Below are 14,963 nucleotides of genomic sequence, written 5' to 3'. Positions count from 1 at the left end.
AAAATCTGCTGCTTTTTATAAAAGGCAGCAGTTTTTTTTGCATGAAAAAAGCAGAGAATAGAAAACTATATGTTTTCCATTCTCTGCTCATTATATTATACAGTAGGCTCGTCTGTACCCCATTGTTTCTTCTCTTTTTTACGTAGCTTCCCATCTGATTTTTTCATTTCACGAATTTTTAATGAATACCAGATTTGAGCTGCGATACAGATTGAAGAATACATACCTGTAATCAAACCAATCAATAACGCGATAGAGAAGTTTTGAATAGATGGTGCACCAAAAATTAATAGGGCTACAACAACGATAATTACAGTTAATACTGTATTAACCGAACGACCCATTGTTTGGCGTAGCGATTTATTCACGATATTCGCCAATACTTCACGGTCATTAATGGTATCATAACGATCTAAGTTTTCCCGCATACGGTCAAAGGTAACAATCGTATCATTGATGGAATACCCAACAATTGTTAATACAGCCGCAATAAACGTAATATCTACTTCTAAACGCATGAAGCTAAAGACGGCAACAATTAAGAATACATCATGCAATAATGAAACAATTGCACCAATACCCATGCGCCATTCAAAACGAACTGCTACATAAATGATAATCCCTATTGCTGCAAGAGATAAAGCCTTAATCGCATTTTTTACAAGTTCCTTACCAACTGTAGGCGATACAGTACTTACAGCTGGTTCATGACCATATTTTTCGCCAGCTTCTTTTTTAAATTCTAAAATTTCTGCTTGTGTAAGGTCATCTTTATAGCGAATGACTGCTGTATTACTTTTCTCACCAGAGAGTATGATATCTTCTGATGAAAAATCAATGCTATCTAGATATTTGGACACTTCTTCTTTTGTTAATGTTTGATTCGATTCAATTTGGACACGAGTACCGCTTGAGAAATCGATACCTAGGTTAAGGCGGAAGATGCCAAGAACCACTAAACCAGCCACTAAAATGGCTAATGAGAACGTATAGAATTTCTTACGGTTGTGAACAAAGTCAAATCGATCGAATTTCGTTGATAAATCTAATGTACCAATATTTTCATCTAGACTATGCTGTTTAGATTTTGCAATACCAAACCATGCAGGACTGTTGAAATAGCCACTGTTTACAAGTAGTCCTAATAGGACACGTGAGCCCCAAACTGCTGTTAAGAAGCTCAATAAAATACTAATAATTAATGTTGTAGCAAATCCTTTAACAGAGCTTGTTCCCCATTGGAACAATACTGCTGCAGCTAATAAAGTTGTCAACTGCGCATCGACAATGGCTGATAAAGATTGTTTAGAACCAATTTGGAAGGCTTGTTTAGCGGAATAACCCACTCGTAGCTCTTCACGTATACGTTCTGCCGCTAAAATATTGGCATCTACTGCCATCCCTATACCCAGGACAATGGCCGCAATACCTGGGAGTGTTAATACCGCATTAATCCAGTCAAAGACCACTAATACTAGGAATGTAAACACAACCAGTGTAATGATGGAAATAAAGCCTGGTAAACGATAGTAGAATAGCATAAATAAGAAAATAACTATTACGCCGACAATACCAGCAAAAATAGTACTTTTCAGTGCTGCATCACCAAATTGAGCACCAACAGAAGTTGAATAAATTTCATCTAGCTTTACAGGCAATGCCCCAGCATTTAAAATATCTGCTAAATTTTTTGTTTCTTCAACAGAGAAATTACCGCTAATCATAACATCTGTTGTATTTAATGTTTGACTAACTGTTGCTGCAGATGCATAGCGAGGCTTTGCTTTTTGTGATTCCGCTTTATAGGAATCGACACCCTCTTCAAAGTCTAACCATACAACCAGTAAATTTTGACCTGCGGGTTTTGCCGCAATTTTACTTGTTATATCAGCAAATTTTTTCGCATCTTTTAAAGTTAAGGATACAATCGGACGATTTTGTTGGTCAAAAGAGCCTTTAGCACCGTTAGCTTTCAAATCGTCTCCATCTAATAATAAATTATCATCAACATCACGGAATGTTAAATTCGCAGAAGTAGACAATAACTTACGTGCCGATTCCTGATCCTCAACACCAGCTAATTGCACACGAATACGATTTTTGTCCTCAACCTGAATACTCGGTTCACTAACCCCCATCGTATTTACACGTTCACCAAGTGCAGTGGATGTTGCTGTGACAATTTCTGGTGTAATTTTTTGTCCTTCTTTTAATTCATTTACCTCGTAAAGCACTTCAAACCCGCCCTGTAAGTCAAGACCAAGCTTGATGTCCTTTAAGACGCCGTTTACAGTCGTACTAATACCTGCTGCCAATAGCACGATAATCAGTAGGAATGCAACTATACGACTTTTTAGTTTCATCAATAAATCCTCCTCGAATTGGTGTAAGGGCTGTCCTTACACGCCAAACAAGTAACTAGCAATACCTTTTGAAACGTTTAATCCTCCTTTTCATCTAGAATCGTGTTACCTGTGCTTCAAAAAGGTTGCTTTACTTATTTCAATCGTTCATAACGCGCAAGTTTATCTTAGTATTATTAGGTACTAGCCTTCTAAATGTCAATAAAAGCAATGAAGACTTATGTAAGTAAGAACTTATTCAAAATAAAAAAAGCGCAACACACTTATTATGAAACAGGTTGCGCTTGGTGTCAATTCAACACGTATAGGATTCTTAGAATTATTGTAAAATTTGACACATCATTGATTACGTTCTGACTGGACCAAGCAGTAATTGTAACTCGTCTGTATTGACTTCTTCAAACCAATTATTACTTTGTAAAAACTCTACTTGATTAAATGAGACGATATCAGATGGTGATACCGAAAAAATGGTAGAAATGACTTCATATAAACGTAGTTGCTCAACTTTCTTTTTACGCCATTTTTTTTCAATACAGTAGCGCCAGAGTTCTTCGGCTGTAATAGCATTATATTGATAATGCTGGAACTCTGCTATCTTACTATCAATTGCCGGACGAATCTTTTCAAATAGTTGCTCATATTGCATACTCATTTTGAATCATCTCCAATCAAAGTCGTAACGTAAGACATGCTTGCATACAAATAGTGTAAATGAATTTTTGCGGCTTGAGAAGGGACGGATGGCATGAGTTCTTTTGTACGAGGTACATTATTTTTAATGTTTGTGATTTTTTTATCTAAACTTTTTGGCTTCTTTTATAGAATGCAATTTATGCGGATTGCTGGTGAAGAGGCTGTCGGTATTTATATGACCGTCTATCCAGCGTTTATTTTCTTCATCTCACTCATTCAACTAGGACTACCTATCGCTGTGGCTAAAATAGTGGCTGAATTACTAGCAAAAAATAAACGTGAGAACATCTTTGGTGTCATGCGTACAGCCATTCTTTGGTCATTCATTGGCATGATCATTTTTATGCCACTCGTTGCACTAACAATACCATATATTTCAACAACCCTATTACATAATGAACAGACAACATTTACACTATGGATTGCACTCTTTGCTGTACCAGTATCAGTTGGATCTGGCTTATTACGTGCCTATTTACAAGGTGTTGCAAAGATTACACCGACAGCATGGGCACAAATGATCGAACAAATTGTACGTATTAGCTTCATTACTTTAATGCTACCCTATGTGGCTAATTACAATAATGCTGCTGTCACGGCTGCGGCGGCAATGGGCATTACACTGCTAGCCGAAGTTGTAGCATTCTTGTATTTATGGCTACACTATATCGTTTCCAAAAAGAAATTACTGACACGAAAAACTAAAATTGAAGGGTATCCTGCATCACCAATGTTACGTATTGCCCTTCCCTCTGCAGGCAGTAAGCTTTTTGGTTCTTTCACTTGGTTTTTAGAGCCGATTATCTTTTTAAAAGCTTTAACTGTGGCCGGTTTAACCGCTTCTGCTGCCACTATTTTATATGGTGTCATCTCCGGTGTTTTGGTGCCATTACTGTTATTTCCTGCGTTTGTATCAACAGCCTTATCGATTGTGCTCATTCCAGCTGTTAGTGATGCCGTCGCTCGTCAGCACACCCCGCTATTACAGGAACGAATTTCGGTATCCCTAAGATTGTCTTCGCTAGTGGGGTGCTTTGCTGCTACGTATTTCTTTGTGCATGGAGATGAATTAGCGATGAAGCTTTTCCATTTAGAAGAAAATCGTGGGTACGTTAAAATTTTAGCACCTATTTTTTATTTTTATTATATTCAAAGTCCTCTACACTCCATCTTACAGGCAATTGGTGAGGCAAGAGCTGCCATGATGAACTCCATCTATGGTGGGCTAGGTAAACTTTTCGTGATGTTTGTACTCGCCTCTCAACCAGGTATCCAAGAAAAAGGAGCCGTTGTAGCTATTGGCTTTGGGGTATTACTAACGTCATTCTTGCATATTGCAACAGTTAGACAACGTAAAAACCTGCGTGCGGGCTTCAGAATGTTTGTCGTGCCTTATAGTTGTTTTATTGCTGTTTGCGTCGCCCAGTATTTCCTTATTCCAATACTATCACTACCATTTATTTTAAGTAGTGGTGTGACATTATTTTTGCTATTTACCTTTTTATTATTTACCAATCAGTTGCGTATTACAGATTTCCGTTACATTAAAAAATTGGCGAAGAAAGTCTAGGATTCCTTTAATTGGATATGCAGCTTATTGTCTTCCCAAATACAAAAAAATACCGTTTCACTGTCAGTAATATTATTTTTTGCTAGCTCACCCATTAGCCAATCCACATCTTTATGCATGGTAAATAAATGTCTCTCTTGGATATCACCGTCGATAATCAATGGATACACAAAGGCTTTTTCATCTTTTTTATAGACAGAAAGATTGCCTGAAGGCTCTAAATACGCAAAGGCTACATCTGTCACAGATGCAATTCCGTTTTCTCGTAATTGCTGACATAAATCATCTAAATTATAGCGGTGTTTTCTCATCTCGCTCTCTAAAATAACACCGTCTTTTACTAATAAAGCAGGGTCACCATCCACTAGGTCACGTATTTTTTTGAACTTTAATGACAAAAAGGCACTTAATATTTGAATAAAGAGCAAAATAATGATAGGTAGTATGGCATTAAAGAGAGGATTTTTATAATCGTCTAGCGCAAAGGCTGCTACTTCTGCAATTAATACAAATACGACCAAATCGATGACTGATAATTCACCTACTTCTCGTTTACCCATTAAACGGAAAACGATGATGATAAACACATACAAAAAGCAAGTTCTAAAAATAATATGGTAATATTCTTCCATATAAACACCCCCATACTATCAAGGTGACCTTACTTATTGTTTTTTATACAGTTTTCAAGGAATAGTCCCTACTTGTTCGTACACACTAACATAGAGCTTAGATGCTTATCACAATAAACATGCAAACAAGGTGAGGACATGACAAAAAAAATAATCGTTTTCGTTTTTGTTTATATCCTTTTTCTTATTAGACCTTATCCTATTTACGGGTATCAAGAACAGGAAATACCTATTCTTATGTACCATCATTTAGAGGACAATATAAACAATACTACAGTTATTTCACCCAAAAGCTTCGAAAATCAAATGAAATTACTTAAAATGGAAGGCTATCAGGCCATTTCTGCTCAGCAATTATATGATTACTTAAACGACCAAGCGCCGTTACCTCAAAAGCCCGTGTTAATTACTTTTGACGATGGGTATTTTAGTAATTATAAAAAAGCTTACCCGATATTGAAAAAATATGATATGCATGCAGAAATCTTTGTGATTGCAAGCCGAATCCTAGAGATGAATGGAAACAATTACTATCCAAATGAAACAGCAAAGATGAGTTGGGATCAATTAAAGGAAATGAAGGATTATATTACAATCCAGAGTCATACTTGGGACTTACATTATAAATTACCTTCAAAAAATGGTAAACTAAATGGCGCAGTATTTGGTCCTAGTATTGTAAATGGGCAACTAGAGAGTCAGGTTGAATATGAAGAAAGGGTAAGAAATGATTTTATTCATTCAAGAAAAATAATCAAAGAAAAGTTAGGATATGAACCAATAGCAATAAGCTATCCTTATGGGATTTACTCACCCTCCACCATCAAATTAGCCAAGGAAGCTGGCTTTAAGATGGCCTTTGTCATACAAAATAAACATGTGAAAAAAGGCGATTCCCTATTTACGTTAAGCCGAATAACGATTAATGGCAATGATACTGGTGAGGCATTCATTCATAAATTAAAAACTACAACTGCAAAAAACATCTAAACACTGTCTTCTAATATTGTATAAAAAAGACTTACAATATAGCTATCGCCTATTGTAAGCCTTTTCTTCTTTGTTACTGATTGTCATTGACAATTCGTCCAATTGCTTGACGGTCAAATTTCACTCGTACATTGTCAGCAATTTTTAATGTCACTGCTGTGTCTTCAATTGCATCAATAACACCGTGTAAACCACCAATTGTAATGACTTTATCTCCACGTTGCAAACTACTTTGCATATTTTGTGTTTCCTGCTGTCTTTTTTTAGCTGGACGGATTAAGATAAACCACATTGCAACGAACATTAATAATATTGGTGCTAATCCTAATAATTGATCCATAATAGCATCTTGCCCCCTTTCCAAATCTCACTTTTTTAGTATAGACTATTCCACCATTAAAAAGCGATGGACAAGCCCAAAAATTTTCTCAATTACTAATATTTTTTCTATGATTGACAATATTTTGCTAGAAATATTCACTTTTTACAAAGTTTTGAATGATTTGCAAAACTATTGCTATTGAATATGGACATTAGGGGATGCCTAATGTCCTTTTTTAATTTAGCGCATGTAATAATCCTATTCGTCTAGTTTAAAAGTTTTTTGCATCTGGCCCATTAAAGCCGTATTTTTCAAAGAACTCTTCACGGAAATCACCAAGGCGATCTTGACGAATTGCCTCACGTACTTGCTCCATCAATTTTAATAGGAAGTGTAGATTATGATAGGATGTTAAACGAATACCGAACGTTTCTTCCGTGCGAATAAGGTGACGAACATAGGCACGAGAATAATTTTTACATGTATAGCAGTCACAGTTCGGATCAATCGGCCCAAAGTCACGTGCATATTTTGCATTTTTCACTACTAGACGTCCTTCTGATGTCATCAGGGTTCCATTACGTGCAATACGTGTTGGCAGTACACAGTCAAACATATCGATCCCACGAATTGCCCCATCAATTAAAGAATCGGGTGAACCAACACCCATTAAATAACGAGGTTTATTTTCAGGCATCATTGGCGTAGTAAATTCTAAAACGCGGTTCATCACATCTTTCGGTTCTCCAACGGATAATCCACCAATTGCATAGCCTGGGAAATCTAGTTCTACTAACGCTTCTGCTGAGCGGCGGCGTAAATCTTCGTACTCTCCACCTTGAATAATGCCAAATAAACCTTGCTCCTCTGGACGCTGATGTGCTTCCTTACAGCGTTTTGCCCAACGAGTTGTTCGATCAACTGATTTCAGCATATAGTCATGTGTCGCAGGATACGGTGGACATTCATCAAAGGCCATCATAATATCAGAGCCTAAATCATTTTGAATTTCCATTGCCTTTTCTGGGCTCAAAAATAATTTATCTCCATTGAGGTGATTACGGAAATGAACTCCTTCCTCCTCAATTTTTCGGAATTGACTAAGTGAAAATACTTGGAAACCACCTGAATCCGTTAAAATTGGACGATCCCAGTTCATAAATTTATGAAGTCCGCCTGCTTCTTTGACAATATCATTACCTGGACGAAGCCATAAATGGTACGTATTGGACAGAATAATACCGGCATTCATCTCTTTTAATTCTTCTGGTGACATGGTCTTCACCGTTGCTTGTGTACCAACAGGCATAAATGCTGGTGTTTCAAAGGAGCCGTGTGGTGTATGGACGATGCCAAGACGTGCTCCTGTTTGTTTACATGTATGAAGTAGTTCATATCGAATTGCTGGTTGTGTCATAAAATAAATAATCCTTTCTTATCTGAAGTAAAAACAGTACTCCGATTTTATCCACTATTATTTTTTGGGACGTATAAACATAGCATCACCAAAACTAAAGAAGCGATATCTTTCTTCTACAGCTTGCTGATAAGCACTTAAAATGGTCTCACGAGTAGCTAGCGTACTAACAAGCATGACTAGTGTTGATTTTGGTAAATGGAAGTTTGTGATTAACCCATCCACCACCGTAAAATTGTAGCCTGGATAGATGAAAATAGACGTCCAACCTTGTTCTGCTCGCACTTCTCCCTCATATTTAGAACCAATTGTCTCTAATGTACGAGTAGAGGTTGTCCCAACAGCTATTACCTTGCCACCGTTACGCTTTACGCGATTAATTGTATCTGCTGCTTGTTCTGTAACACTATAGAATTCTGCATGCATTTCATGGTTCTCAATCGAGTCTACACTAACGGGACGGAAAGTGCCAAGACCGACATGTAGGGTAATAAAGACAACCTCTACGCCTTTAGCCTTCACTTGAGCTAATAGCTCCTCTGTAAAATGCAGCCCAGCTGTAGGCGCTGCAGCAGAACCACGCTCTTTGGCATAAACGGTTTGATAACGATCCTTATCCTCTAGTTTTTCACGAATATAGGGAGGTAATGGCATTTCACCAAGTTGCTCTAATATTTCATAAAAAATACCATTATACTGAAATTCAAATGTACGTCCGCCATGTTCAAGCTCACCTGTACATGTAGCTGTTAATAAACCGTCACCAAATGTGATGACTGTTCCTACTTTTACACGCTTTGCTGGTTTTACAAGTGTTTCCCACTCATCTGTACCAGCCATTTGCTTCAGTAGCAATACTTCTATATGTGCACCTGTTTCTTCTTTTACACCCATTAAACGAGCAGGTAAAACTCTTGTATCATTTAGTACAAGACAGTCTCCAGCATGTAGCTCGTCTAATACATGGGCAAAATGGAGGTGCTCCACTTTATTTGAGCCCGGTGTCACGACCATTAATCGACTTGCTGTACGATCCACTAATGGTGTTTGGGCAATAAGCTCCTCTGGTAATTCAAAATCAAAATCTTCTACACGCATGAAAATAACTTCCTTCTTTATGTTTGTTGGGGATACTCATATCCAAAATGTTCGTAGGCTAAATGTGTGGCTACTCTTCCTCTCGGGGTACGTTGAATAAGGCCAATTTGCATCAAATAAGGCTCGTATACATCTTCTATCGTAACCCGTTCCTCACCAATTGATGCAGCAAGAGTATCTAAGCCTACTGGGCCTCCTCGGAATCGCTCAATCATATTGGTTACAAGTTTATGGTCAATATGATCAAGCCCTCTAGGATCTACTTGTAACAGCTCTAATGCTTGCTGTGCAAGACCCTCCGTTATCATACCATCTCCAAGCACTTGTGCATAATCTCGCACTCGTTTCAATAAACGATTGGCAATTCGAGGTGTTCCACGTGAGCGTCTCGCCATTTCCATTGCTGCTACTTGCTCTATTTCTACCTCAAATAAATGTGCACTTCTCACAACAATTTCAGCAAGCGATCGGTCATCATAATATTCTAGGCGCAGCAACACACCAAAGCGATCTCTTAGAGGAGCTGATAAAGCACCCGCTCTTGTTGTTGCACCTACAAGGGTAAAGGGAGGTAAATCAAGTCGTACAGAACGTGCTTCAGGACCTTTTCCTACCACAATATCTAAGCAGAAGTCTTCCATTGCTGGATATAATACTTCTTCAATAGCACGGGGCAGTCGATGAATTTCATCAATAAATAAAACGTCCCCAGGCTCTAGTGAACTTAAAATAGCTGCCAAATCTCCTGGACGCTCAATCGCAGGGCCACTTGTCATGCGTACGTTAACATTCATCTCATTTGCGATAACAGCCGCTAAGGTCGTTTTACCAAGTCCTGGAGGTCCATATAACAACACATGATCTAAACTTTCTTGGCGAAGCTTTGCCGCTTCAATGAATATTTGTAAGTTTTCCTTTACTTTATGTTGCCCAATATACTGTGCTAATTTTTGAGGACGTAAAGATAACTCAAACTGCTCATCATAGCTCCCTGCTTCACTTGCCATCATACGTTCAGACATGCACCTTTCCTCCTTTCCTTATTTTAATTTTAGCAGTAGTTGCAATGCTTGTTTCATAAAGGCATCTGTCGTTTCAAGTTTATCGTTATCCTCTAGCTGTGGTTTAATTTTTTCTAGCTCTTTTTCAGAATAGCCAAGAGCCATTAAGGCAAGTAGGGCTTCTTCTAATTCATGTTTATAGGCATGCACACCAAACAAAGGTAATTCATCTTCTGCACTAGGTAATTCAAGTGTATCTAATAATGAACCAAGTTTGCCCTTCAAGTCGAGGATCATTTGACGTGCTGTTTTTTTACCAACTCCAGGGAACTTCACTAAAAACGCTTCGTCCTCCCGCTCAATTGCGCTAATAACCTGTTGTGGATTACCTGTAGCTAAAATCGCTAAAGCGCCCTTTGGTCCTATTCCTGACACTAAAATAAGCTTACGGAATAACTCACGCTGATCTAGGTTAGGGAAGCCATATAAAACTTGCGCATCCTCTCGCACATGCAAATGAACATATATCTGTTGCTCAAGGGCAGATGTTCGAAAAGCAAATGGATTGGGCGTATTAAGTTGCCACCCAATCCCCTGTTGTTCCAGCACAATAAATTCAGGTGTAATACGAGTAATTTGTCCTTTTAAATAATCATACATCTATAATCCCTCACAATCATCGTCTTCGATTATAGCATATAGCGAACGAATGCTCGACAAAAAGTAGCGTCTAAACTCCGTTCGCAGACAAAAATGACCGCCAATTGACGGTCATTTCTTGACAAATCTATCAATATCGTACCACAGTTTTGGCCAATAGGTGAGGGCTCGTTTTGTAAATGGTACTAAATAATCTAAAAATACTAGCTGTTGCTCTAGTGGTAAATCTATAGCAAACAGCCATTCTCGTAATAACTCATTTGGGTATTTCAAGCGATGAAGCTTTCTTTTATCCAGTCGTTTCAGCTCAGGTAACTCTGCAAAAATCTTTCCAAGATCATAATCTACAGCAGGTAACACACGATGTAACCATAAAATATACTCGTCATCCGCTTCACCAAGGTGCGCTAAATCAAAATCAATTAAACGTAATTGTCCATCGGAGCACCATAAAAAATTATGATGAACTACATCCCCATGCAATAGCGTAATCTCTTTTTCAGGTGCATCTTCCAATGCAATCAATTGTAATGACTTATCACTATAATGCAATATTTGATCAATTTCTTCTTTCGTTAAAAATGTTCGAAACTCATTTCTTCTACTTTTAAAACGCATATGACGCATTTGCCATTTTAAAAGCTGTGAGTAGGTATGCAAGCCTGGCACGCGCTGCCACGCAATCTTTTTATGTGTGTCATGTAAAGCGATTAATAGTCTAAGAGATTCATTACGATCTTTTTTATGCGCAAAGTTAGCCCCGTGGCTTCCTTCTTGCCACATTTGCACAATTAACTGCTCATCATCGCTCTGAACTAATGGTAGGATCAAAGAAGGTTCCATACGTCCTAATTGGCGATGAATGGTTCTTACCTTCTCCGCAATTTCCACTTGCTTTGCACGTTTGACAAAATAATTTTTCGATCGATATTTATATTTCCAAATATTTGGCTTTACTTCTTCTACAATATACGCTTTTTCACCATCGATAAGGCGTCATCCCGCCTGGGAAATAATGCGGAGACATCCAAGGACCTGCTGCTGATGGGCATGGTGGTGGACAATGTGTCGGACATGGTGGTGGCGGGCAATGACAAGGGTCCATTTGCCAATTTGGCATCATCATTGGTTGTGTGCCACAGCCACAAGATTGACCCATGTTCATATCAGGCATCATCATTGGTTGTGTGCCACAACCACAGGATTGCCCCATATTCATATCGGGCATCATATCCATTTGTGGCTTTTGGTGATCTTGCGTATGGAAGAATGGTGATGTGGACTCTAAAAAGTCTTCCATTCCACCTACTTTATGATCTGGCATGTCATAGGACATTGGCTGCTGTGGCATCGTATAATGCTCGACCTGCGGCTGCATTGGCATCGGCCACCACATCTGATGATAGATTGGCTGATGGCAACTTGAACAATGTGGTACGGCAGGCATTTGTGGCATGATATGCATTGGTGGATGTGGTGCTGGTTGTGGCATTGGCATTGGCTTTGGTTTAGCTACAGGCGGTGGTGGCGGTGGTGGTGGCTGTATTTGTACAGGTGGTGTTGTAACATTTTGCTCCATTTGTGGCATCACCAATTGCTGGTGCCAATTCATTTCCACAGGCTGCGGTACCCACATCGGCTGTTGTGGCATCTGCATTGGCATTGGCATCGGTATTGGTATCGGTATCATTTGTGGTTCTGGCATTGGCATAGGAGCTGGTGGTGGCGGTACAATTGGCGGTGGTGGTGGCATTGGTCGCTGTACCTCTTTTTTAGGACTTTCCTTTGGTGTCTCCTTATGCACTTGTGTTTCCTTTTTCGGCATTTCTTTATGTGAATCTCTATGCGGCTCTTTGTTTATTTTTTCAGGCAATATAATTTCCATGCCTGGAACAATATAATCTGGGTTGGCAAGATGGACATTGAGCCGCTTCAAATCTTCAAACGAAATGCCGTACTCTTTCGCAATCTTCCACAATGTATCTCCCTTTTGAACAATATGAATACGCAATTTTTTCCTCCCTTCCTCTCTACGTATCATATGTTCAATGTTTCATTTGGATACAAAAATTTCAGCAAGTTAGAAAAGCTTCATGGTACACTAATTCATAAGGAACGCTGATTCCTTTATTACGAGCAGGGGTGATCTCTTATGAAAAAAATGTTAGGCGAAGAACGCCGACTGCAACTATTAGCGCAATTAAAAAAAAATAAAGCACCTATAACTGGGACAGACTTAGCAAAGTTCGCCAATGTTTCTAGACAAGTAATCGTCAATGATATGACTTTATTAAAGGCAAGAAATGAGCCCATTATTGCCACAAGCCAAGGTTATCTTTATATGCATCAAGAACAAATACAGCAAACCGTTGAACGAACATTCCCTTGCTTGCATACATCAGAGCAGACGGAAGATGAATTAATGACGATTGTAGACTGTGGCGGAACCGTCAAAAATGTCATTGTCGAACATCCAATATATGGTGAACTGACAGCCTCTATCATGGTATCCAACCGCCATGAGGTGAAACAATTTATCGAACGTGTGAATGCAACACAGGCCAACTATTTATCTGCTCTCACTGGCGGCATCCATCTACATGTCATCACAGCACCCTCTGTTGAAGTTTTAACATTAATTGAGGGAGCTTTACAAAAAAAGGGCTACTTAGTGTCAGATCAATGAATAGTAAAAGCACCGTCTGAAAAATTGATTTCAAACGGTGCTTTCTGTTTTTTAATGCTGGTATTGTCTCGTTAAGCGCGGGCTTCCGTCCGGAGCTATTGTTCTCTTAAAGGCAAGTATTTCCTTATCAGGAAAGAAATCTTTGACGTTGAGCAGGCGTAGGCAATAAGCATTCACTTTTTTTTCCAAACAAACGATAGCGTTGCTTTGCAAATAATCGATATAATGCATTGCGAATAAATGGTGGTACAAGAATGAAGGCGTAGAAACAAGGCCACAATCCATCAAATTTACGGCAAATGTTTAACGCAGCGGTAGATTCAACAGACACTTTCCCTTGTTCAATAAGAATTACACTATCTATATTCTTTGGTATATGATATTGAGTGAGAAGCGATTGACCAGCCTCGCTTTGCAGCGATGCAAATTGAAAATAGCCAGCTTGATCATGTTTGATGATAAATTGAACAGTGCTATCACAAAAATTACAGACACCATCGAATAAAATAATCCCACCCATCTTCTTTCCTCCTCCTTCACATTACTATGCTTCGTCTGATGTTACATAAGTAAAATAGGTACCCAGTGACTTTACTTTGCAGCCTAGCGCAGCTAATTCTTCCATTGCCCCACGCATCATCGGTTCCTTTTCATCTGCTAATACATCAATCATAAAGAAATAATCACCTAATCCAGTTTTTAATGGACGTGATTCGATTTTACTTAAATTTAGCTGACGCCATGCAAAAACAGAAAGCACCTGATGTAATGCACCTGAACGATCTGTTGGTAAGGTAATCATAAATGTTGTTTTCGCTTGCCCATCTGATAGCTCTTGTGGCAATCGTTTATTTTGCTTAGACAGTACAAAGAATCGTGTATGATTAAAATGAAAATCATGGATATTCTGCTCCACTATTTCAAGACCATATTTTTCAGCTGCGGCTGCATTACCGACTGCCGCTATACACTCTTGTGGATTCTCTGATACATATTTTGCTGCTGCTGCAGTTGAAGTTGTTTGATGTAATGGTACATGACTAAAACGATAAAATAAATATTTATGACATTGAGCTAGTGCATGCGGATGAGAATAAACACCTTCGATTGACTGCCAATCATCCTTCTGCGCTTTATTGACCATTAAATGCTGCTGAATTTTCAGCAATAACTCTCCAGTTACATAAAGTGTTGCCTCATGGAATAAGTAATCTAATGTTAATGATACAGAGCCCTCTAGAGCATTTTCTAGCGGCACGACAGCTAAATCTACCTTTCCCTCTGCAACAGCCTCTATACATTCTGGAATCGTGGCACACGGTACGAGCCACTCATTTGGAAAAGTAGCCTTTGTTGCTAAGTATGTAAATGATGCTTCTGGTCCTAGATAGGCGATTCGATTTTCCCATTGTTGCTTTGTCATTGCAAATACCTCCTTTATGGCACAATAAGGAGCAGTCCCTCGTGATGAAAAACGCTTGGGACAGCTCCTTATTTGAGCTTTGTTATCGTATCTTTACCCATTGGG

At 38.7% G+C, this 14,963-nt stretch carries 15 protein-coding genes; 3 read left to right on the top strand and 12 right to left on the bottom strand.

The genetic code is table 11. The features are described from left to right. Nucleotides 1-95 precede the first annotated feature (95 nt). Nucleotides 96-2,363, bottom strand: coding sequence for a protein translocase subunit SecDF (gene secDF, locus AAJG31_RS20945; protein WP_066036503.1), 2,268 nt, complete (start codon nt 2,361-2,363; stop codon nt 96-98). A gap of 346 nt (nt 2,364-2,709) precedes the next feature. After that, entirely contained in the window at nt 2,710-3,018 is a 309-nt protein-coding gene (locus tag AAJG31_RS20940; protein WP_279495625.1) for a post-transcriptional regulator, read from the bottom strand. A 93-nt stretch (nt 3,019-3,111) separates the two neighbouring features. On the opposite strand from AAJG31_RS20940, the gene AAJG31_RS20935 reads away from it, so the two are divergent. Next, nucleotides 3,112-4,629, top strand: coding sequence for an oligosaccharide flippase family protein (locus tag AAJG31_RS20935; protein WP_048395180.1), 1,518 nt, complete (start codon nt 3,112-3,114; stop codon nt 4,627-4,629). Here AAJG31_RS20935 and AAJG31_RS20930 read toward each other — a convergent pair. Next, nucleotides 4,626-5,261 (bottom strand): DUF421 domain-containing protein, encoded by a 636-nt coding sequence (locus AAJG31_RS20930; protein ID WP_066036504.1) that lies wholly within the window; start codon nt 5,259-5,261, stop codon nt 4,626-4,628. The genes AAJG31_RS20935 and AAJG31_RS20930 overlap by 4 nt on opposite strands. Nucleotides 5,262-5,399: 138 nt before the next feature. Between AAJG31_RS20930 and AAJG31_RS20925 the strand changes: the two genes are divergently transcribed. Continuing rightward, on the top strand, nt 5,400-6,251 hold the full coding sequence (locus AAJG31_RS20925; protein WP_279495626.1) for a polysaccharide deacetylase family protein: 852 nt from the start codon (nt 5,400-5,402) through the stop codon (nt 6,249-6,251). 73 nt (nt 6,252-6,324) lie between these two features. Here the strand turns inward: AAJG31_RS20925 and yajC are convergent, their stop codons facing one another. From yajC to AAJG31_RS20890, 7 genes are all read right to left on the bottom strand, one after another. After that, nucleotides 6,325-6,591 carry a preprotein translocase subunit YajC gene (gene yajC / locus AAJG31_RS20920; RefSeq protein WP_004226696.1) on the bottom strand — a complete coding sequence of 89 codons (267 nt, stop codon included), beginning with the start codon at nt 6,589-6,591 and terminating at the stop codon, nt 6,325-6,327. A 253-nt stretch (nt 6,592-6,844) separates the two neighbouring features. Next, the gene (gene tgt / locus AAJG31_RS20915; protein ID WP_016991901.1) at nt 6,845-7,990 is read right to left on the bottom strand and encodes a tRNA guanosine(34) transglycosylase Tgt; all 1,146 of its coding nucleotides are present in this window, start codon (nt 7,988-7,990) and stop codon (nt 6,845-6,847) included. A 57-nt stretch (nt 7,991-8,047) separates the two neighbouring features. Beyond that, nucleotides 8,048-9,088 (bottom strand): tRNA preQ1(34) S-adenosylmethionine ribosyltransferase-isomerase QueA, encoded by a 1,041-nt coding sequence (gene queA / locus AAJG31_RS20910; protein ID WP_279495627.1) that lies wholly within the window; start codon nt 9,086-9,088, stop codon nt 8,048-8,050. Nucleotides 9,089-9,105: 17 nt separating this feature from the next. Beyond that, nucleotides 9,106-10,110 (bottom strand): Holliday junction branch migration DNA helicase RuvB, encoded by a 1,005-nt coding sequence (gene ruvB, locus AAJG31_RS20905; RefSeq protein ID WP_004226692.1) that lies wholly within the window; start codon nt 10,108-10,110, stop codon nt 9,106-9,108. A gap of 18 nt (nt 10,111-10,128) precedes the next feature. Then, entirely contained in the window at nt 10,129-10,749 is a 621-nt protein-coding gene (ruvA, locus tag AAJG31_RS20900) for a Holliday junction branch migration protein RuvA (RefSeq protein WP_048395174.1), read from the bottom strand. Between the two features lie 111 nt (nt 10,750-10,860). Then, complete coding sequence (locus AAJG31_RS20895) at nt 10,861-11,640, bottom strand: phosphotransferase (protein ID WP_054550030.1); 780 nt, start codon at nt 11,638-11,640, stop codon at nt 10,861-10,863. Between the two features lie 88 nt (nt 11,641-11,728). Continuing rightward, nucleotides 11,729-12,760 carry a LysM domain-containing protein gene (locus AAJG31_RS20890; protein ID WP_279495628.1) on the bottom strand — a complete coding sequence of 344 codons (1,032 nt, stop codon included), beginning with the start codon at nt 12,758-12,760 and terminating at the stop codon, nt 11,729-11,731. 141 nt (nt 12,761-12,901) lie between these two features. Here AAJG31_RS20890 and AAJG31_RS20885 point away from each other — a divergent pair, with 141 nt between their 5' ends. After that, a complete protein-coding gene (locus AAJG31_RS20885) occupies nt 12,902-13,435 on the top strand; it encodes a transcription repressor NadR (RefSeq protein WP_131520487.1) in 534 nt (177 codons plus the stop codon). A gap of 127 nt (nt 13,436-13,562) precedes the next feature. Here the strand turns inward: AAJG31_RS20885 and AAJG31_RS20880 are convergent, their stop codons facing one another. Together AAJG31_RS20880 and pheA are read right to left on the bottom strand one after the other, a co-directional pair. Continuing rightward, nucleotides 13,563-13,955 carry a thiol-disulfide oxidoreductase DCC family protein gene (locus AAJG31_RS20880; protein WP_048395166.1) on the bottom strand — a complete coding sequence of 131 codons (393 nt, stop codon included), beginning with the start codon at nt 13,953-13,955 and terminating at the stop codon, nt 13,563-13,565. A 24-nt stretch (nt 13,956-13,979) separates the two neighbouring features. Continuing rightward, nucleotides 13,980-14,858 (bottom strand): prephenate dehydratase, encoded by an 879-nt coding sequence (gene pheA / locus AAJG31_RS20875; protein ID WP_048395164.1) that lies wholly within the window; start codon nt 14,856-14,858, stop codon nt 13,980-13,982. Between the last annotated feature and the right edge of the window lie 105 nt (nt 14,859-14,963).

The organism is Lysinibacillus sp. BS3, assembly GCF_039614735.1.
In the GTDB taxonomy this organism is placed as follows: domain Bacteria; phylum Bacillota; class Bacilli; order Bacillales_A; family Planococcaceae; genus Lysinibacillus; species Lysinibacillus capsici.
This window is presented reverse-complemented; position numbering and strand designations above follow the sequence as displayed.